At 65.2% G+C, this 18,454-nt stretch carries 15 protein-coding genes, 2 tRNA genes and 1 pseudogene; 10 read left to right on the forward strand and 8 right to left on the reverse strand.

Annotation, left to right across the window (positions count from 1 at the left end):
- Positions 1-64 precede the first annotated feature (64 nt).
- From QX126_RS03285 to QX126_RS03300, 4 genes are all read left to right on the forward strand, one after another.
- Positions 65-141 (forward strand) — tRNA-OTHER (locus QX126_RS03285).
- A 235-nt stretch (positions 142-376) separates the two neighbouring features.
- Positions 377-3,841 (forward strand): carbamoyl-phosphate synthase large subunit, encoded by a 3,465-nt coding sequence (gene carB / locus QX126_RS03290; protein ID WP_315779264.1) that lies wholly within the window; start codon positions 377-379, stop codon positions 3,839-3,841.
- Between the two features lie 207 nt (positions 3,842-4,048).
- Complete coding sequence (gene greA, locus QX126_RS03295; RefSeq protein ID WP_315736372.1) at positions 4,049-4,525, forward strand: transcription elongation factor GreA; 477 nt, start codon at positions 4,049-4,051, stop codon at positions 4,523-4,525.
- Positions 4,526-4,781: 256 nt separating this feature from the next.
- The gene (locus QX126_RS03300; RefSeq protein WP_315777725.1) at positions 4,782-5,180 is read left to right on the forward strand and encodes a DoxX family protein; all 399 of its coding nucleotides are present in this window, start codon (positions 4,782-4,784) and stop codon (positions 5,178-5,180) included.
- 82 nt (positions 5,181-5,262) lie between these two features.
- On the opposite strand, the gene QX126_RS03305 is transcribed toward QX126_RS03300, so the two are convergent.
- The gene (locus tag QX126_RS03305; RefSeq protein ID WP_015664493.1) at positions 5,263-5,742 is read right to left on the reverse strand and encodes an Lrp/AsnC family transcriptional regulator; all 480 of its coding nucleotides are present in this window, start codon (positions 5,740-5,742) and stop codon (positions 5,263-5,265) included.
- A 289-nt stretch (positions 5,743-6,031) separates the two neighbouring features.
- Between QX126_RS03305 and trxB the strand changes: the two genes are divergently transcribed.
- From trxB to QX126_RS03325, 4 genes are all read left to right on the forward strand, one after another.
- Complete coding sequence (gene trxB / locus QX126_RS03310; protein ID WP_315779266.1) at positions 6,032-6,997, forward strand: thioredoxin-disulfide reductase; 966 nt, start codon at positions 6,032-6,034, stop codon at positions 6,995-6,997.
- 7 nt (positions 6,998-7,004) lie between these two features.
- Positions 7,005-7,928, forward strand: coding sequence for a LysR family transcriptional regulator (locus tag QX126_RS03315; RefSeq protein WP_315717522.1), 924 nt, complete (start codon positions 7,005-7,007; stop codon positions 7,926-7,928).
- A gap of 445 nt (positions 7,929-8,373) precedes the next feature.
- On the forward strand, positions 8,374-9,297 hold the full coding sequence (locus QX126_RS03320; RefSeq protein ID WP_315779268.1) for a 4-hydroxy-tetrahydrodipicolinate synthase: 924 nt from the start codon (positions 8,374-8,376) through the stop codon (positions 9,295-9,297).
- 160 nt (positions 9,298-9,457) lie between these two features.
- Positions 9,458-9,628 (forward strand): hypothetical protein, encoded by a 171-nt coding sequence (locus QX126_RS03325; protein WP_315777727.1) that lies wholly within the window; start codon positions 9,458-9,460, stop codon positions 9,626-9,628.
- 111 nt (positions 9,629-9,739) lie between these two features.
- Here QX126_RS03325 and QX126_RS03330 read toward each other — a convergent pair whose 3' ends face one another.
- The 5 genes and pseudogenes from QX126_RS03330 to QX126_RS03350 all read right to left on the reverse strand — a co-directional run.
- A complete protein-coding gene (locus tag QX126_RS03330) occupies positions 9,740-10,417 on the reverse strand; it encodes a ParA family protein (protein ID WP_315736367.1) in 678 nt (225 codons plus the stop codon).
- 274 nt (positions 10,418-10,691) lie between these two features.
- The gene (locus tag QX126_RS03335) at positions 10,692-11,042 is read right to left on the reverse strand and encodes a hypothetical protein (RefSeq protein ID WP_315736366.1); all 351 of its coding nucleotides are present in this window, start codon (positions 11,040-11,042) and stop codon (positions 10,692-10,694) included.
- Between the two features lie 297 nt (positions 11,043-11,339).
- Positions 11,340-11,416, reverse strand: a tRNA-His gene (locus QX126_RS03340).
- Between the two features lie 260 nt (positions 11,417-11,676).
- Positions 11,677-12,111, reverse strand: coding sequence for a phasin (locus QX126_RS03345; protein ID WP_315736365.1), 435 nt, complete (start codon positions 12,109-12,111; stop codon positions 11,677-11,679).
- 205 nt (positions 12,112-12,316) lie between these two features.
- Positions 12,317-12,592 (reverse strand): annotated as a pseudogene (locus tag QX126_RS03350) (phasin family protein); the annotation flags it as partial.
- A 224-nt stretch (positions 12,593-12,816) separates the two neighbouring features.
- On the opposite strand from QX126_RS03350, the gene QX126_RS03355 reads away from it, so the two are divergent.
- Positions 12,817-16,164 (forward strand): PAS domain-containing sensor histidine kinase, encoded by a 3,348-nt coding sequence (locus tag QX126_RS03355; RefSeq protein WP_315779270.1) that lies wholly within the window; start codon positions 12,817-12,819, stop codon positions 16,162-16,164.
- Here the strand turns inward: QX126_RS03355 and QX126_RS03360 are convergent.
- Positions 16,149-17,360: an NnrS family protein gene (locus QX126_RS03360; protein WP_315779272.1), complete on the reverse strand. Its 1,212-nt coding sequence runs from the start codon at positions 17,358-17,360 to the stop codon at positions 16,149-16,151. The genes QX126_RS03355 and QX126_RS03360 overlap by 16 nt on opposite strands.
- Before the next feature lie 170 nt (positions 17,361-17,530).
- Between QX126_RS03360 and QX126_RS03365 the strand changes: the two genes are divergently transcribed.
- Entirely contained in the window at positions 17,531-18,247 is a 717-nt protein-coding gene (locus tag QX126_RS03365; RefSeq protein WP_315779274.1) for a Crp/Fnr family transcriptional regulator, read from the forward strand.
- On the opposite strand, the gene QX126_RS03370 is transcribed toward QX126_RS03365, so the two are convergent.
- Positions 18,248-18,451 carry a DUF1858 domain-containing protein gene (locus tag QX126_RS03370; RefSeq protein WP_409997646.1) on the reverse strand — a complete coding sequence of 68 codons (204 nt, stop codon included), beginning with the start codon at positions 18,449-18,451 and terminating at the stop codon, positions 18,248-18,250.
- Between the last annotated feature and the right edge of the window lie 3 nt (positions 18,452-18,454).

Raw genomic sequence — 18,454 nt, forward strand, 5'->3', positions numbered from 1 at the left:
CTGGATTAGGGTTAACTGAAACACGGGGCTGGCTCACGCGGCCGTGAGAGGTAAGATCACCCTCGGCCCGGTGGCGGAAGCTACGACGCGAAGAGCGGTGCAACGCTCTTGAACCTGGTTCAAGTCCAGGCCGGGCCTCCAGCCTTCGCTGCTGCGCAGCTTCGGCTCGGCGAGCCAGCGACGGCAGGGCGCCCCTCCGCCCCTCTCCGCCAAATTGGCCGTTGATTTCGGCCCAAAACCCTTTTCGCTCAGAGGAAACTGGTCTAAAGACCGCTCGCGCGCGAGCACTGGTCGCGCCTGGGCCTTACGGGGACGCGCGATACGCGCGCCCTTTTTTTGTGCCCAATTCCTGCCCGTTCCTTGCCCGTGAGCTTGAATGCCGAAACGAACCGACATCTCGACCATCCTGATCATTGGCGCCGGTCCGATCGTGATCGGCCAGGCCTGCGAATTCGACTATTCCGGTACGCAGGCGGTGAAGGCGCTGAAGGAGGAGGGCTATCGCGTCGTCCTCGTCAACTCCAATCCGGCCACGATCATGACCGATCCGGAGCTGGCCGATGCGACCTATATCGAGCCGATCACGCCCGAGATCGTCGCCAAGATCATCGAGAAGGAACGCCACGTCATCCCCGGCGGCTTCGCACTGCTGCCGACCATGGGCGGGCAGACCGCGCTGAACTGCGCGCTGTCGTTGCGCCGGCAGGGGACACTGGAGAAGTTCGACGTCGAGATGATCGGCGCCACGGCTGACGCGATCGACAAGGCCGAGGACCGCCAGCTGTTCCGCAACGCGATGGAGAAGATCGGGCTGCAGACGCCGAAGTCGCGGCTCGCCAACGCCTCCGCGCTGAAGAAGCAGTACCGCGACAAATATCTCGCCGAGCGCGAGAAGCTGTCCGGCGCCGAGCGCGACGAGCTCGACCGGCAATGGACGCTTGGCGAGAACGAGCGCCGCAAGCGCTACCAGGAGCATGCGCTCGGCCAGGCGCTGATGGCGCTGTCCGAGATCGGCCTGCCCGCGATCATCCGTCCCTCCTTCACGATGGGCGGCACCGGTGGCGGCATCGCCTACAACAAGGAAGAATATCTCGACATCATCGAGCGCGGGCTCGACGCCTCCCCCACCAACGAAGTGCTGATCGAGGAATCGGTGCTCGGGTGGAAGGAGTACGAGATGGAGGTGGTCCGCGACAAGAAGGACAACTGCATCATCATCTGCTCGATCGAGAACCTCGATCCGATGGGCGTGCACACCGGCGACTCGATCACCGTCGCGCCGGCGCTGACGCTGACCGACAAGGAATACCAGATCATGCGCGACGCCTCGCTGGCGGTGCTGCGCGAGATCGGCGTCGAGACCGGCGGCTCCAACGTGCAGTTCGGCGTCAACCCGACCGACGGCCGCATGGTCGTGATCGAGATGAATCCGCGTGTGTCGCGCTCCTCGGCGCTGGCCTCCAAGGCGACCGGCTTCCCGATCGCCAAGGTCGCGGCCAAGCTCGCGGTCGGCTACACGCTGGACGAGATCGCCAACGACATCACCGGCGGCGCGACCCCGGCCTCGTTCGAGCCAACCATCGACTACGTCGTCACCAAGATCCCGCGCTTCGCATTCGAGAAATTCCCGGGGGCTTCGACCACGCTGACGACCTCGATGAAGTCCGTCGGCGAGGTCATGGCGATCGGCCGCACCTTCCAGGAAAGCCTGCAGAAGGCGCTGCGCGGGCTGGAGACCGGTCTCACCGGCCTCGACGAGATCGAGATCGAAGGTCTCGGGCGCGGCGACGACAAGAACGCGATCCGGGCTGCGCTCGGCACGCCCACGCCGAACCGTCTCCTGCAGGTCGCGCAGGCGATGCGGCTGGGCTGGTCGAACGAGGACATCTTCAACTCCTGCAAGATCGACCCGTGGTTCCTGGCGCAGATGCGCGGCATCGTCGAGATGGAGGACAAGGTCCGCCGGCACGGCCTGCCGCCGAACGCGAGCGGCATGCGCACGCTGAAGGCGATGGGCTTCTCGGATGCACGGCTCGCGGTGCTGACCAACACCACCGAAGCCGACGTCGCGGCCAAGCGGCAGGCGCTGGGCGTCCGTCCGGCGTTCAAGCGCATCGATACCTGCGCGGCGGAGTTCGCTTCGCCCACCGCCTACATGTATTCGAGCTACGAAACGCTGTTCGCAGGCCAACTCGCCGACGAGAGCGCGCCGTCCGACAAGAAGAAGGTGATCATTCTCGGCGGCGGTCCGAACCGGATCGGCCAGGGCATCGAGTTCGACTATTGCTGCTGCCACGCCTGTTTCGCGCTGTCCGACGCCGGCTTTGAGACCATCATGGTCAACTGCAATCCGGAGACGGTCTCGACCGACTACGACACCGCCGACAGGCTCTATTTCGAGCCGCTGACCTCCGAGGACGTGCTGGAGATCATCGCGACCGAGCGCAAGAACGGCACGGTGCATGGCGTCATCGTGCAGTTCGGCGGCCAGACGCCGCTGAAGCTGGCGCGTGCGCTGGAGGCGGCCGACGTGCCGATCCTCGGCACCTCGCCGGAGGCCATCGACCTCGCCGAGGACCGCGACCGCTTCAAGCGCGTCCTCGACAAGCTGCATCTGAAGCAGCCGAAGAACGGCATCGCCTATTCGGTCGAGCAGGCCCGCCTGGTGGCTGCCGATCTCGGGCTGCCGCTGGTGGTGCGCCCGTCCTACGTGCTCGGCGGCCGCGCGATGCAGATCATCCGCGAGGACAACCAGCTCAGCGACTACCTGCTCGGCACCCTGCCCGAGCTGGTACCGGCCGACGTCAAGGCGCGCTACCCGAACGACAAGACCGGCCAGATCAACACGGTGCTGGGCAAGAACCCGCTGCTGTTCGATCGCTATCTGTCGGACGCGACCGAGATCGACGTGGACTGCCTTTCCGACGGCAAGGATACCTTCATCGTCGGCATCATGGAGCACATCGAGGAGGCCGGCATCCACTCCGGCGATTCGGCCTGCTCGCTGCCGCCGCATTCGCTCGACGAGGCGACCATCGCCGAGCTGGAGCGGCAGACCCGCGAGCTGGCGCTCGGGCTCGACGTCGTCGGCCTGATGAACGTGCAATATGCGATCAAGGACGGCACGATCTACGTGCTCGAGGTCAATCCGCGCGCCTCGCGCACGGTGCCCTTCGTCGCCAAGGTGGTCGGCACGCCAGTCGCCAAGATCGCCGCCCGAATCATGGCCGGCGAGAAGCTCGCCGATTTCGGCCTGAAGAAGCGCGCGCTCAGGCATGTCGGCGTCAAGGAATCGGTCTTCCCGTTCGCCCGTTTCCCGGGCGTCGACACCGTGCTCGGCCCGGAGATGCGCTCGACCGGCGAGGTGATGGGCATCGACCGCTCGTTCGCCGTGGCGTTCGCCAAGAGCCAGCTCGGCGGCGGCACACGCGTGCCGCGCAAAGGCACGGTGTTCGTGTCAGTACGTGAAAGCGACAAGGCGCGCATCACCGAGGTGGTGCGGATGCTGCACGAGCTCGGCTTCAAGGTGGTGGCGACATCCGGGACCCAGCGCTTCCTGACCGACCAGGGCGTGCCGACCGAGAAGATCAACAAGGTGCTGGAGGGACGGCCGCACATCGTGGACGCCATCACCAACGGTGACATCCAGCTGGTCTTCAACACCACCGAAGGCCCGCAGGCGCTGGCCGACAGCCGTTCGCTGCGGCGCGCTGCCCTCTTGCATAAAGTGCCGTATTACACCACTCTTTCGGGTGCCGTGGCGGCCGCGCAAGGCATCCGTGCCTATCTCGGGGGAGACCTTGAGGTCCGCACCCTGCAGAGTTACTTTTCCGAAAACTAATCGCAGCGCGCGGGCGAACGCCCGCTAAGCGGTTGGCAACAATCGGCAATAGAAGCTTTCAGGAACCCGCCGCCCCGTTCGATGTTGTACCGGCCTTTGACGGGACGGTCTTGCCGGGCCTTCAGGCTTTGCTTTGAGCCGCAAAGGCCTATTCTGAAGCTGCTGATCGTGCGCGCCCCCGCCCGCACGACTGAAGGACGAGAAGAGATGGTGGAAAAGGTTCCCATGACTTCGATGGGCTACGCCGCGTTGGAGAACGAGCTCAAGCAGCGCCAATCGGTGGACCGTCCGCGCATCATCGAACATATCGCGGAAGCGCGTTCGCATGGCGACCTGTCCGAGAACGCGGAATATCACGCCGCCAAGGAAGAGCAGTCTCACAACGAGGGCCGCATCGCCGAGCTCGAGGACAAGCTCGCGCGCGCCGACATCATCGATGTGACCAAGCTCTCCGGCGACACGATCAAGTTCGGCGCGACGGTGACCCTGATCGACGAGGACACCGAGAAGAAGGCGGTCTGGCAGATCGTCGGCGAGGTCGAGGCGGATGCCAAGAAGGGCAAGATCTCGATCACCTCGCCGCTGGCGCGCGCGCTGATCGGCAAGAAGATGGGCACCACCGTCGAGGTCATGGCGCCCGGCGGCGCCAAGTCCTACGAGATCGCCAAGGTCGAGTGGCGCTGAGGACCCGAGGCATCGGAGCGGTGCCTGTGACCGTTCGGACGAAACCAAGGGCTGCGCGAAGGCGCGGCCCTTCGTCGTTTGGCCGGCCGCACTGCGGCGCAATGGCGTTCGGCAGCACACGGTCAATTCATCGGACTGCAGGCCACACGCCGGTGACGGGCTTTCAGGAATGAGCTAGTGCAGAACCGACGAGCCGTGCCGGGAGGATGGGTCCGGTCCGTCGCATCATGATGGCTTTGATTGGGGGATGATCGACATGGAGCAGATGTTCTCGAAATGGCAACCGGCTGTGCTCAGCCTGTTTCGCTTCGTCACGGGCCTGTTGTTGTTTCAATACGGCGTGGCGAAGATCTTCAAGTTTCCGGCCGTGGACATGTTTGCCAAAGTTGAGCTGCTGTCGCTGTACGGTGCGGCCGGTTCGCTCGAACTGGTGCTCGGCGGATTGCTGATCCTTGGGCTGTTCACGCGCCCGGTCGCCTTTATCCTGTCCGGCGAGATGGCCTTCGCCTATTTCATTGGCCACTTCCCGAGAGGTTTCTTCCCGGTCGTCAACAACGGCTCGCTGGCGATCGCGCTCTGCTTTGCCTGCCTCTATCTGACGACCTCGGGCGGGGGTTCGATCAGCCTGGACGCGCTGCTGCGCAAAAAGAACTGAACTCTCTCGCGTCCTGTTCGCTTCGCGACCTCGAGCTTCCGGGTTCAGCCTTGGCGAGGCTGGCCCGGAAGGACAGCCGGGCCTAGCTGCGCCCCTTGACCTCGAGCGGCACCGCCGCCTCGTATTTCGAGTTGTGCAGCACCAGGGACGTTCGCACGTTGCGCACGTGAGGTGCCGCCGTCAGGTGGGTCACGAACTCCTGAAACGTCGCCATGTCCGGTGCCACGCATTTCAGGATGAAGTCCACCTCGCCGGACAGCATCCAACATTCCCGCACCAGCGGCTCGGACCGCACGAACTCTTCGAACGCCTTCAGGTCGGCGTCCGCCTGGCTCGACAGGTGGACCGAGGCGAACACGGTCACGTCGAAGCCGAGCTTGCGCGGGTCGAGCAGGCCCCGGTAGCCGGTGATGTAGCCTTCCTCCTCCAGGGTCCGCACCCGGCGCAAGCAAGGCGGCGGCGAGATGCCGACCCGCTTGGCGAGCTCGACATTGGTGATCCTGCCGTCGGCCTGAATTTCACTCAGGATTTTGAGATCGATCTCATCAAGATTCTTGGACACGGGGATTGTGGGCTCTGGCGGAACAGGAGGGGGGCGCAGGGCGCCGGGGAGACGATGGGCAACTCTCTTAGCGCAAGCCGGTCAATTTGCGCAATTTTATTACTTTAGATTTCCCCTGTTGACCGGGTCGTGAAGGGAAAATTCGCCGAGATGCGTTGCAATTCTTGCATAGCTTGCCAGATCGCTTAGACTTGGATTTGACATTTTCGATGGGGCTTCGGAGCGTTTCTTCCGCGCATTCCGCTCGCTGCGTCGTCAATCCTCCCTTTTCCAGCGAGTCTTCGGCCACATGCAAGCTCCGATCCATGCCAAAGTCGTCATCATCGGTTCCGGCCCTGCCGGCTATACGGCGGCGATCTACGCGGCACGAGCTATGCTGGAGCCGGTGCTGATCCAGGGCATCCAGCCCGGGGGCCAGCTCACCATCACCACCGACGTGGAAAACTATCCGGGATTTGCCGACGTCATCCAGGGTCCCTGGCTGATGGAGCAGATGGAGCAGCAGGCGACGCATGTCGGGGCCCAGATCAAGACCGACCTCGTGACCAAGCTGGAGCTGGGACAGCGTCCGTTCCGCCTGACCTGCGATTCCGGTGACGTCTACCTCGCCGAGACCGTCATCCTGGCGACCGGCGCGCAGGCGCGCTGGCTCGGGCTGCCGTCGGAGGAGACCTTCAAGGGCTTCGGTGTCTCGGCCTGCGCGACCTGTGACGGCTTCTTCTATCGCGGCAAGGAAGTCATCGTCGTCGGCGGCGGCAACACCGCGGTCGAGGAAGCGCTGTTCCTGACCAATTTCGCCTCGACCGTCACCGTCGTGCACCGGCGCGACCATTTCCGCGCGGAGCGCATCCTGCAGGAGCGGCTGTTCAAGCATCCCAAGATCAAGGTCGTCTGGGACAGCGCCCTCGATGAGATCTGCGGCGCCAGCTCGCCATCCAAGGTCACGCATGTCCGACTCAAGAACGTCAAGACCGGCGCGCTCACCGAGCTGCCCGTCGACGGCGTCTTCGTCGCGATCGGCCACGCGCCGGCAACCGAGCTGGTCGCGGGGCAACTGAAACTGAAACCGTCCGGTTATGTCGAGGTGATGCCGGGCTCGACCGCGACCTCCGTTCCCGGCGTGTTTGCAGCCGGCGACGTTGCCGATGAAACCTATCGGCAGGCGATCACCGCAGCCGGCATGGGCTGCATGGCCGCCCTCGAGGCCGAACGCTTCCTCGCCCACGCCGCGAGCGAACGCGCCGCGGCGGAATGAACTGACGATGCCACGATCACGGGATGGATTTACGGATATGGATTGGGACAAGCTGAAGGTGTTTCACGCAGCGGCGGAAGCAGGCAGCTTCACGCATGCCGGGGAGCAGCTCGGGCTGTCGCAATCGGCGGTGTCGCGCCAGGTCAGCGCGCTCGAGCAGGAGCTCGCAGTCTCGCTATTCCACCGCCACGCCCGCGGGCTGATCCTGACGGAGCAAGGCGACCTTCTGTTCCGAACCGCGCATGACGTCTTCATGCAGCTGCAGGCGGCGCGCGCCAAGCTGACCGACAGCCGCGAGCGCCCGAGCGGCGACCTGAAGATCACGACCACGCCGGGCGTCGGCATCAACTGGCTGATCCCGCGACTCGGCGAATTCACCGCGCTCTATCCGGAGATCCGGATCTCGCTGATCGTCACCGACGAGGAGCTTGATCTGTCGATGCGCGAGGCCGACGTGGCGATCCGCACCCGCAAGCCGACACAGCCGGACCTGATCCAGCGCAAGCTATTCGCGATCAGCTTCCACGCCTATTGCTCGCCGGAATATGTCAAGCGCTTCGGCACGCCGCGCACACTCGACGAGCTCGATGATCATCGCATCATCATGCTGGCCGACGGCCAAGTCGCCCCGCATCTCCAGAACCGCAGCTGGCTGGTCGATGCCGGCCGCAACGGGTCCGGTCCGCGCGAGGCCTATTTCAGGGTCAACAACATTCTCGGCCTGGTCCGCGCCTGCCAGCAAGGCCTCGGCATCGCGGCTCTGCCGGACTACCTCGTCGAGGAAAACAGCCGTCTCGTGCAATTGTTCGGAGAGTCGGATTCGATCCAGCTCGACACCTACTTCGTGTATCCTGAGGAATTGAAAACGGTCGCACGCGTTCAAGTGTTCCGTGACTTCGTCGTGAGCAAAGCGCAGCGCTGGCCGGCGTGAGATTGTGCATGTCTGACATGCGGCTTGCATGGTTGCTGCGACGCCATTGAGCCCATACTGAAGTTCTGCTGAGCGTTGGCGTTGCGCATTGTCCCCCTCCTCCAGTGGCGCGAGCGTTCAGAAATCCCTCTTGGAAGGTGATTGTGTCGGCCTCGTTGGCCAGTACCTCCAGCCGGGCTCATTTGGGCCCGGCTATTTTTTTGCCGAATGTTTCCGTGTCGTGCCCGATGCGGCGTTGACAGCATCGCCTGCACTGCGCATCTAGATCGGATGTCCACGTCTTCGCACGCCAAGCTGTCGTCGAAAAAAGCTCCCCTCCCGGGGACATGTGGACGCGCGCGCTAGAATCTCTCGAATTCACCGCCGCATCACCAGCCCCGCCGCGAGGACGGGGCTTTTTTTTGCGTGTCCCGTCTCCGGCTCCTGCCACCCAAGGAGATGGACCATGACCAACATTACGACCCGACTGCAGGGCCTCTGGCTGCCCCTGATCACGCCGTTCCGCGATGGCGCGCTCGACGAGCCATCCTTACGCAATCTGGTTCGGCACTACGCCGCCAAGCCGATCGATGGACTGGTGCTCGGTGCCACGTCAGGCGAAGGACTGGCGCTGTCTTGGGACGAGCGCGCCCGCCTGATCAGCGTGGTCCGGGACGAGCTCGACGCCACCGGCCGGTCGCTGCCGATCTGTCTCGGCGTCGGCGGCGTGGCGACGGCCGAGGTGAGCGCATCGCTCGACCGAACCGCGGAATGGCCGATCGACTTCTATCTGATCTCGAGTCCGCCTTACGTGCGCCCGTCGCAGCGCGGCCTGCTGGCGCATTTCACCGCATTGGCTGACCGCACCACCCATCCGATCGTGCTCTACAACATTCCCTATCGCTCGGCGGTCGGCCTCGACAACGAGACGCTGCTGCGGCTCGCGCAACATCCGGCCGTCGCAGGCCTCAAGGATTGCTGCGCCAATCGCATGCAGACGCGCGACTTGATCGCACGCCGACCGCCCGGATTTCGCATCCTCACCGGCGAGGACGCCCAGAGCTTCGATGCGCTGCAGGCCGGTGCCGACGGCGCCATCCTGCTCTCGGCGCATCTGGAGACCGAGACGTTTGCCGCAATCCTGCAGCACGTAAAGGCCGGCCGTCACGACGCGGCAGCAGCGTGCTGGGCGCAGGTCGAGGATCTCACGCGGCTGCTGTTCACCGAGCCGAGCCCGGCCCCGGCCAAGTACTGGCTGGCGCGAACCGGCATCATCGCGAGCCCCGACGTGCGACTACCTATGGTGGAGATCGGTGCCGGCCTTGCCGTACGCCTCGACCAGGAGATCGAGCGCCGCACGGCGACAAGGACGCAGAGCTGCGTCGCCTGAGCGCTCCCCGAAACGATCGTCGGACCGAGAGACGAAGCCGCAGCGCGGCCGCGGGCCACATCGGAGACCACGGAGGCCGACACCTCCGTGGTTAATCCGAGCTAACAAACGCGATCAAAAGCGGCGCAGTCCGCAACCTCGTGTTTAAAGATGTTCCGCTATGGATGTTGAAAACGTCAAAGAGCGCGGGGGCGTCGTGGCTTTGCAGGATCATCCATACCCTGAGCATCAGGGATTCAGCGTCGAAGACATTCTCTGGGCGGTCGGGATCTGGTCCGTGATCCTGACCCTGACGCCGGCTATCGCCTTCTATTTCCTGATGGTCGCCTGACCTCGCCGCGCCCTCTCGCGCGGCGCGAAATCGGCACTCACGCGAGATCGTGTGACCCGACGCAAAAAACGCGCGGAAGACCGCGCGTCGATGCCTCATCTGATGCCGCGATCAGGCCGCCTGCTTGTGCATGGCGCCGTTAGCCGACACGGTCCCGCGAATCGCCCGCACCGAGCGCTCGATCGCAGCCCAGAGGCGCGCGATCTCGGCTGCGGCACGCCCCTCCGCATAATATTCACGCACGCCTTCGCCCTGGCCCAGCGCCATCAGCAGATCGGCGCGGTTGGTGATCTGGCCGCCCCACACCGGCGCCTTGAACTTCGCCAGCGCCTCCCGGGCGATGGTCACGATCGGGCTTTCGGCATCGTCGCGGCGCGCCGGTGCGCCATTGAGAACGACCGCGTAGGGCTTGCGCGCGGCGCGGCAGGTCTGGATCGTCTCCTGCACCGCGTTGACGTCGAACACGCCAGGGCGGGCCGGGATGATCACCATGGTCGCGTTCTTGATCGCATCCTCGACGACGGCCGAGATGGTCGGCGGCGTATCGATCAGCACCCACTCGACGCCGTCACGGCGGGCGGCGGACACGATCGCGCTCACCGAGTTCACGGCCGTCTTGATCGGCGGCTCGTTGGTGCCGCGCAGCTTGTGCCAAAGCGTCAGCGACCCCTGAGGGTCCGCATCGATGAGCAGACTAGACTTGCTCGACTTGATCTGCGCAGCGAGATGGGCGGCCAGGGTGCTCTTGCCTGAGCCGCCCTTACGCGATGCGAAAACAATGACGTTCATACCTTGGCCTCCAGATTGACCCCGGCAGCGAAAATGAATCAGCGGACTGATTCGCGGAAGAAAAATTTAGCGATTAATAAGACGTAACTCCTGATTGCCGAAACGGATTGGTTTTTGAGTCACACCAAAGCAGGCAAAACAGCAGATCCGGCCGCGATGTTCGACAACATCCGGTCATGCCCCATCGCATTTACATGTTGAGGCTGCGCATCGAGGTGCGCATCCAGGGACCTCGGTCATTCCGAGTGCCGCCAAATGCGGCCATCGGCATCGCTCAAGTCGCGTCCGGTCGCGTCCACTTCTTCGCTTTGCCGGCGCGCGCAGTGACCGGCTTGGTGACAGGACGAATGCTCATCGGCCGTTCCGCGCGGCCAGATGACGCTGCCTGGCGCTGCGGTGGCCCGAATTGGGCGCGGCATGGCGGCGACAGCTCCGCCTTGCGGCGGACCATGCAGGCGGTGACACGATCGACGTCGGGAATGTCGGAACTACAAAGCCGGAACGCATCGCCCGTGCACGCCTGCTCCTGCTCGGGGGTATAGGCCCGTGCGGTTACGGGGACTAACAGCGCGGCTACTACGATCAGTACGGCAGAGATGCATGGATCGAGATCAATCCCTCTCATCGTCCCCTCCCCCTCGTTGCCGCAAAGTGTGATTGAAGGAGACAGGATTCGCAAGCAACAGCGCCACGCCGTGCTTCTGATCCGGCGCAGCAAACCGCAAGCGAGCGCACGCCCCGGCGATATATCCGTCGAAATACGGAGACCGGGCTCAGGCTTCCGCACAGCTCTGCGCACACGCCCAGCCTACAGCCATACGCGAGAGGTCGCGACAGGGCTACAAGTCACGGCACACGATCAATGGGGCGCGGAGCGCGTATAGAGGTGAGCTAGCGAACGGCACAGCGATGGTCCTGGCCATGGTACAGTTGGGTGGGCTCGAACCACCGACCTCCTGTTCCACAGACAGGCGCTCTAACCAACTGAGCTACAACTGCATCCGCCATGGACTGCCCGCCAGGGGGCGTCCGAACGGGCCGGAAACTAGGTGCAACGGGCCAATTTGGCAAGGCCGAGAACGGATAAAGTCCCCGGCCATGCCGGCGTTTTTTGACGCTGTTTCGGCCCGAGTGAGCCCCCGTTCAAGCGGGAGCCCAGAAAGCATCGAACCCGGCCGCAACGCGTCCGGGTCCTGGATCTTCCGCTGGCCTCACCGGCGCACCGCCGTACCGCGCACCTGGCTCGAATCAGGCCGGCCTCAGGCCGCCGTCTTGAACAGCTTGCTGGCGCTTTCCTTGATCGGCTCGACCGTCTCGGCCGCAACCTTCTGGCCGAGCTCGCCGAGCTCCTTGGCCTGGGACGTGAAGGTCTCGAACTGCTTGCGCGCGAAACCGGTCCACAGCTCCATCGCCTCCGACGGCGACTTCACGCCGAACAGCTCCTGGGCGAAGTCGAGCGAAGCCGTCGTATTGGCCTTCGTAAATTCCATGACCTTGGACGAGTAGACGCCGGCGCCCTTGCTGGCGTTGGCGAAGAAGGCCTCGATGGCCGAATTGTGCGTTTCCGCAGCGTCCTTGAACTTGGCGTAGTTCTCACGGGCCTGCGACACGCCTTTTTCGGCGAGCGCGCGCACCTGCTCGGGAACCTCAAACGGAATGATGGACGCGGAGAACGGATCGGTGGCATTGGTCATGGCATGTATCCTTCGAAACATTGAGACTGGACCGTCCCGGCAATCGGGAAGTCACTTCGGATCACGCAGAGGAACCGCCCCTGGGAGATAACAACCTCGCGTAGAGCTATATCGTGTCGTTTTTGTGCAACGCAATGGAAATTCCATTATCAGGAACTCTTTGTCGCGCCCGCTTCCAGAATTTACGGGAGCGGAGAACGTCCCCTCAGGCCTTGGGCTTGGTGGTGTCGATCGCAGCCTTGCCGATGGCTTGGCCCATTTCGCTTGCCTGTTCGGTGAGCGACCGCATCTGGCCCTGAACAAATTCGCTGTGAAGCCGCAGCACCTCGGGCAGGTCCTTGGCGTGCACCAGCGATTGGGCGTCGTCGAGCGATGATCGAACGCTCCTTTCGGCATAGGACAAGACCTTGGCGCCGATGTCCTTGGCCCCGGCCCGCACCGTCGCGCTGCGCTGTTCGAGCGAACCGGCCGTCGCCTCCGCCGTGGTCCCCAACGGGGGGATTGCAACGGGCCATGCCCGGGTTCGCCGCGATTCCGTGCGCTGCGCTCACGAGGAACACATTAAGGTTATCCAAGCTTTAGCAGGACAGGGGTACGGCCCCGCCGTGGACCTTGGCCCTCAAAACGCGCGATAGTAACGAATTCTTAACGCCACCAGTTCCGGCCGCCGATCAACATCACAAGAGCCGTTCGCCGTCGTCGCCCATGACCTACGCCGATCTCGAATTGCAGGCCCTCAGCGACCCCCGGCTGGCTGTCCACGCCGCCGGCAGTCTGCCGGCTTGGCTATGGTCGGCCGATGGCAGCCGTGTGCTGTGGGCCAATGCGGCCGGTGCACGCGCCCTCGGCGCGGCGAGCGCAACGGCGCTGATCGCGAAGACGCTCGGCCCCGCCGACGCGCATCGCCGCCAGGTCGCTCAATTGGGACGGCGTCTGCCCGAGACCGGCGCCTTGCGACTCGAACGCCTCCGTGGCTTCGGCGCGCCGCTCGGCACGCTCGCGACCTGCGGCTGCACCAGGATCGATCTGCCGGATGGCACGCGCGCGGTGCTGATCACCAGCACCGACGGGGGCGGACGCAGCGTCCCGCTGGCGGAACGCCTGAAGCGGCTCGTGGAAGCCAGCGGACACGCGCTGATCGCATTCACCCAGGATGGCCAGTTCGCCGGCATCAGTGCAGCCGGACGGCGCCTGTTTGGCACGCGCGACCTGAGCGAGCCGGATTTCGCCGAGATCCGCAGAGCGGCGCTTATCGACGGCATGGCCGAGGTGACGTTCGGCACCCAGCGCGCAGCGCTCTACCGCATCGGCAGCGGCAACCAGGTCGGGCTGGTGGCCGTCCCGATGCCGGCCCTAGCCGACGGGATGGAGGCGCCAGGCTCGGCGCAGACATCAGAGCCAACCGCAGATGCCGCCCCCGCATCACCAGCCCCCGCGCACGTTGCCGCTGGGCCCGTGGTCGTGATTTCGCCTCCTCTTCCGGTGGATGCAATGACTGAACGCCGAACCGATTACGAATCCCCCGCGCTGTCGAACGAAGCGCCGGCCGAGTTCCTGCTGATCGACGATCCGGCCAAGGCCGACCTGTTCGAGGCGCCGGTGCCGGTGCCGCAAACGACGGATGAGACGCATCCTGCCGAGTCCGGCGCGGCGGAGCCTTCAGTCGGCCGCCGCCACCCACTCCGATTTTCCTGGCAGATGGATGCCGAGGGACGGTTCTCGATCGGCTCCGACGAATTCACCCGCCTGATCGGGCGGCACAGCGCCGCCAAGCTCGGCCGTCCCTGGCATGAGCTCACTGCATCGCTAGGCCTCGATCCAGACGGGCGGGTCGGTGCGGCGATCGAAACGAAAGAGACCTGGAGCGGGCTCGTCGTCAGTTGGCCCGCGGACGGCGAGCGGCTTGCGGTCGAATTGTCGGGACTGCCTGTCCTGACGGAGGACAGGACCCATGCCGGCTATCGCGGCTTCGGCGTCTGTCGCGACCTCGACGCTCTCGACCGGCTGGCCGCACTGCGTCGCCCCGCATTGGCCGATGCAGACGCGGCCGATGCTCCGGACGCCGACGAAACCGATCCTGCCCAATCCGACCATGTGCAGGCCGCAGACGTGCCGCCGCAGCAGGAGAACGTCACTGCGTCATCGCGTGAGGCTTCCATTGCGGCGGACGTACACCACATCGACGGCATCGGGCTCGAAACGACCGGGAACGTGGTCCCGTTCCGCGCTCCGGGCGAGTCCAAGCATCCGGTGCTCACGCCGGTGGAGAACAGTGCGTTTCATGAACTCGCGCGTCAGCTGTCGGCCCGGCTCGAAGGCGAGATCCGCAACTCAGCCGCGGACGTCGCGAGTACGGCGTTCGAGCCGGGATCGCGCGTGAGCGATCCGTTGGTCCCGCCGCAGCAGCAGGCCCCATCGGCCACGGAGACGGCGACCGATCATGGCGCGGGGCTGCAGACCGAATGGCTCATCCCCGAGGAGCCGCCGGCCCAGGGCGACAGCCAGCGCGACCGCATCCTGCTCGACCTGCTGCCAACGGGCATGCTGATCTACCGGCTCGATCGCCTGCTCTATGGCAATCCGGCCTTCTTCAGGCAGATGGGCTACGCCGACCTTGCGGCCCTGGAGCAGGCGGGCGGGCTCGATGCGCTCTATGTCGAGCCGGGCGTGTCGTCAGCGTCGAACAAATCCGAGGCCGGCACCCCCGTCACGATCTCGGCAGCCGACGGCTCCTCCAGCGAGGAGGTGAAGGCGGAAGCCCGCCTGTTCACGATCACCTGGGACGGCGATACCGCCCATGCCCTGATCTTCGCTCCGGTGCCCGGAACCGCGGCCGCGGTTCCGACGGCGGCCGACGCTGCGCCGATGCCGGTGCCGGCCTCGGCTGCACCAGCCCCCCTGGTCGTGGCCCCGCCTCCGGCCGCCGGCCACGCCGAAGCCGAAGATCTTGCGGCGATCCTCGACGTCACAGCCGAGGGCATCCTGATGTTCGACGCCGGCGGCAACATCCACGCCTGCAACCGCAGCGCCGAGGCGCTGTTCGGTCACGACGGCGCGGCGCTGGTGCGCCGTAACCTGATCGAGCTGTTCGCGCCGGAAAGCGCCCGCCTCGTGCTCGATTACCTCGACAGCGTGCAGCAGGCCGGCGCGTCGAGCGGGTTCGATCAGGGCCGCGAGGTGCTCGGGAAGATCGCTCAGGGCGGCCTCATTCCGTTGTCGATGGCAATTGGCCGGACCAGGCCCGACGGCCCGAACTTCTTTGCCGTGTTCCGCGATCTGTCGCAGCTCCACCGCGGCGAAAGCGAGTTGCTGCAGGCTCGTCGCGTGGCCGATCGGGCCGCCAACGCCAAGGCCGACATGCTGGCCCGGATCAGCCACGAAGTACGCGCGCCGCTGAACGCGATCATCGGCTTTGCCGAGGTGATGATCGGCGAACGGTTCGGCACGATCGGCAACACCCGCTACGCCGAATACATGAAGGACATCCGCACCTCGGGCGAGCGCGTCGTCTCCCTGATCGACGATCTGCTGGAGCTGTCGCGCATCGAGACCGGCAAGCTCGAGCTCGCTTTCACCAGCCAGAATCTCAACGAACTGGTGGAGAGCTGCGTCGCAGCGATGCAGCCGCAGGCCAACCGCGCCCGCATCATCATCCGCACCTCGCTGTCGCAACTGCTGCCGCCGGTCATCGCCGACGCCAGGGCGCTGCGCCAGATCGCGATGAACGTGATCTCGGCCTCGATCTCGCTGGCCAATCCCGGCGGCCAGGTCATCGTCTCGACCGCGCTGACCGATTTCGGCGAGGTCGCGCTGCGTGTCCGCGACACCGGTCATGGCCTGAACGATCAGGAGGTGGCCGCGGCGCTCGAACCGTTCCGTGCGCCCTCAGCTTCCGAGCAAGGCTCCGATGGCGCCGGTCTCAGCCTGTCGCTCACCAAGGCGCTTGTCGAAGCCAACCGGGCGCAGTTCCATATCAAGGCCGCGCCGAAATCCGGCACGCTGATCGAGGTGGTGTTCTCGCGCGCCATGGCGCGCAATCAGAGCACCGGCTGAACCGATCCTGCCCGGCGTACGGCCAGCGCACGCCGCTTGAGACCGAGCAGCAGCGGACCGAACGCCAGAACGAAGCCGGCGAATGCGACCACCCAAGCAAGCGCCGCGACGTGCAGCAGCACCTCGGTATGCGCCGGCGCCAACACGGCGCAGACCCGCGTGACCGCTGCGACGATGATCGCCAGATAGATCACCTGGGTCGCGGGCGCGGCCGTCAGCGCCTGGCCGGTGTGGCCGAGCGTGGCCCGCGTCATCACTGCAAGCGTCGTGATGCCGGCGGCCCCGACCATCCAGGCGTGCAGCCCGGCGCTTGGCAGAATCCATCCGAGGCTGGCAGCCGCCGTGAGCAGGAAGCCGAGCGGAACGAACACGTAGCCGACATGCAGGATGACCAGCAGCCGTTCGCGCAAGGTGCGATCGCCGGCCCAGCGCGCGAGCCTCACCACATGCAACAATCCGGCCGCCGTGAGCGCAAGCGCGGTCGGCGCGCTCTCAGGAACCAGAATCCAGCCGAGCAGGCTTAGCGCACTGAACAGCACGACGGCGATGTCGAAGCGGCCGAACGGCGCCGGCAGCCGACCGGGATTGTGCTTGACCAGCCAGTTGCGGGTGAAGCTCGGCGTGATGCGGCCGCCGATCAGTGCGAGCAGCAGCACGATCACGGCAACACCGACGCGAATGGCGTAGTCGGCCGAGCCACGCAGATGAGCCTCGACGTGGAACGCGATGTTGCCGGCGCACAGCACCGCGACGATTGCGACCACCGGCAAATTCCGCCAATTGCGCCCGGCGACGATCTCGCGCGCGGCGGCCAGAACGACGAGCACAAGGAAGCTCGCATCGATCAGCAGCGCGGCCCACCAGGGGCCCAGCGCGGACATCGTGACGGCCAGTCGTCCGGCCGTCCACACGATCACGAGGGTGAGCAGCGGCAGGCCCCGGATCGGCAGACGTCCGGTCCAGTTGGGGATCGCCGTGAACAGGAAGCCAGTGACGACGGCCGGCAAATAGCCGTAGAGCATTTCGTGCACATGCCAGTCGCGGGGAGCGAAGCCGGAGCTCAGCTTCAGCTCGCCGTAGAAAGCCGGGACCCAGATCAGGATCGCCAGCGCGGCCTGGAGCGCGCCCAGCAGAAAGAACGGCCTGAAACCGTTGGCGAGAACGGTCCAGCCCTGATAGTTGCGTGGAATGGCCATGTGCATGCTCGCTCGATGAAGGACGGGAACCGCACCGATCGCGGCGTTGTGCTTAACATGTAGTTGCGCGTCGCCCACTATGACTTGCGCCAGCACAAACTTCCGACGGATCGCAAAAACGTGCTATTGAGCGCCGCAAAATTGAGCCGAATCCGGCCCCGGAGAACACCATGGCTTCCATCGACCGTTCGCTGGTCGCGCATCTGCCGCTGTTTGCGGGGCTGTCCGCGGAGGATCTCACGGACGTGCTGCGGGAAGCCCGCTCCCTTCGCGTCCCCCGCAACGGCGCAGTGTTCGAGCAGGGCGCCGATGCGACCTCGTTCTTCCTGCTGCTCCACGGTCATGTCCGCGCCAGCAAGACGACGCCCACCGGCGACCAGATCGTGGTGCGCTATGTGGTGCCAGGGGACACGTTCGGCGTCGCCCCGGCCATCGGTCTCCAACATTATCCGGCGACAGCGACAGCCGTCGACGACAGCATCGTGCTGGCCTGGCCGTCCGCCTCATGGCCGCGGCTGGTCGCAAAGTTCCCGTCGCTGGCGGCGAACACGCTGCAGACGGTCGGCCAGCGGCTGCAGGAAACCCATGCGCGCGTGATCGAAATGTCGACGCAGCAGGTGGAGCAGCGCATCGCGCATGCCCTACTCCGGCTCGCCAACCAGGCCGGCCGCAAGCTCGATCACGGCGTTCAGATCGACTTCCCGATCAGCCGGCAGGATATCGCCCAGATGACCGGAACGACCCTGCATACGGTAAGCCGCATCCTCTCGGGCTGGGAGCAGCTCGGCCTCGTCGAAAGCGGACGTCAGAAGATCGTGCTGCGCGAGCCGCACAAGATCGTGCTCCTGGCGCAGCAGAACGCCGGTGACGCGGCGTCGCGGACCTGATCACGCGCAGGCACACAGGGCCGCGAGGAACGCGTCGGGATCGACGCCATGCTCGTGGCAGGCATCCGCGACGTTGTGAAAACAGGCGATCGGGCAACCGACGCAACGCATCTGGAAAGCAAGAAAGACGCGGATCGTCTCCGGCCTTCGCCGCATGACGTCGTCGACCAGTTCATCGAAGGAGATTGGCATGCGCGCCTCCATTCC

The organism is Bradyrhizobium sp. SZCCHNPS1003 (assembly GCF_032381555.1).
Lineage (GTDB): Bacteria > Pseudomonadota > Alphaproteobacteria > Rhizobiales > Xanthobacteraceae > Bradyrhizobium.

Excerpts from the sequence above, each read along its gene's own strand:
- carB (WP_315779264.1), top strand. The coding sequence starts at position 377 with ATGCCGAAACGAACCGACATCTCGACCATCCTGATCATTGGCGCCGGT.
- greA (WP_315736372.1), top strand. The coding sequence starts at position 4,049 with ATGGTGGAAAAGGTTCCCATGACTTCGATGGGCTACGCCGCGTTGGAG.
- QX126_RS03300 (WP_315777725.1), top strand. The coding sequence starts at position 4,782 with ATGGAGCAGATGTTCTCGAAATGGCAACCGGCTGTGCTCAGCCTGTTT.
- trxB (WP_315779266.1), top strand. The coding sequence starts at position 6,032 with ATGCAAGCTCCGATCCATGCCAAAGTCGTCATCATCGGTTCCGGCCCT.
- QX126_RS03315 (WP_315717522.1), top strand. The coding sequence starts at position 7,005 with ATGCCACGATCACGGGATGGATTTACGGATATGGATTGGGACAAGCTG.
- QX126_RS03320 (WP_315779268.1), top strand. The coding sequence starts at position 8,374 with ATGACCAACATTACGACCCGACTGCAGGGCCTCTGGCTGCCCCTGATC.
- QX126_RS03325 (WP_315777727.1), top strand. The coding sequence starts at position 9,458 with ATGGATGTTGAAAACGTCAAAGAGCGCGGGGGCGTCGTGGCTTTGCAG.
- QX126_RS03330 (WP_315736367.1), bottom strand. The coding sequence starts at position 10,417 with ATGAACGTCATTGTTTTCGCATCGCGTAAGGGCGGCTCAGGCAAGAGC.
- QX126_RS03335 (WP_315736366.1), bottom strand. The coding sequence starts at position 11,042 with ATGAGAGGGATTGATCTCGATCCATGCATCTCTGCCGTACTGATCGTA.
- QX126_RS03345 (WP_315736365.1), bottom strand. The coding sequence starts at position 12,111 with ATGACCAATGCCACCGATCCGTTCTCCGCGTCCATCATTCCGTTTGAG.
- QX126_RS03355 (WP_315779270.1), top strand. The coding sequence starts at position 12,817 with ATGACCTACGCCGATCTCGAATTGCAGGCCCTCAGCGACCCCCGGCTG.
- QX126_RS03360 (WP_315779272.1), bottom strand. The coding sequence starts at position 17,360 with ATGGCCATTCCACGCAACTATCAGGGCTGGACCGTTCTCGCCAACGGT.
- QX126_RS03365 (WP_315779274.1), top strand. The coding sequence starts at position 17,531 with ATGGCTTCCATCGACCGTTCGCTGGTCGCGCATCTGCCGCTGTTTGCG.
- QX126_RS03370 (WP_409997646.1), bottom strand. The coding sequence starts at position 18,451 with ATGGAGGCGCGCATGCCAATCTCCTTCGATGAACTGGTCGACGACGTC.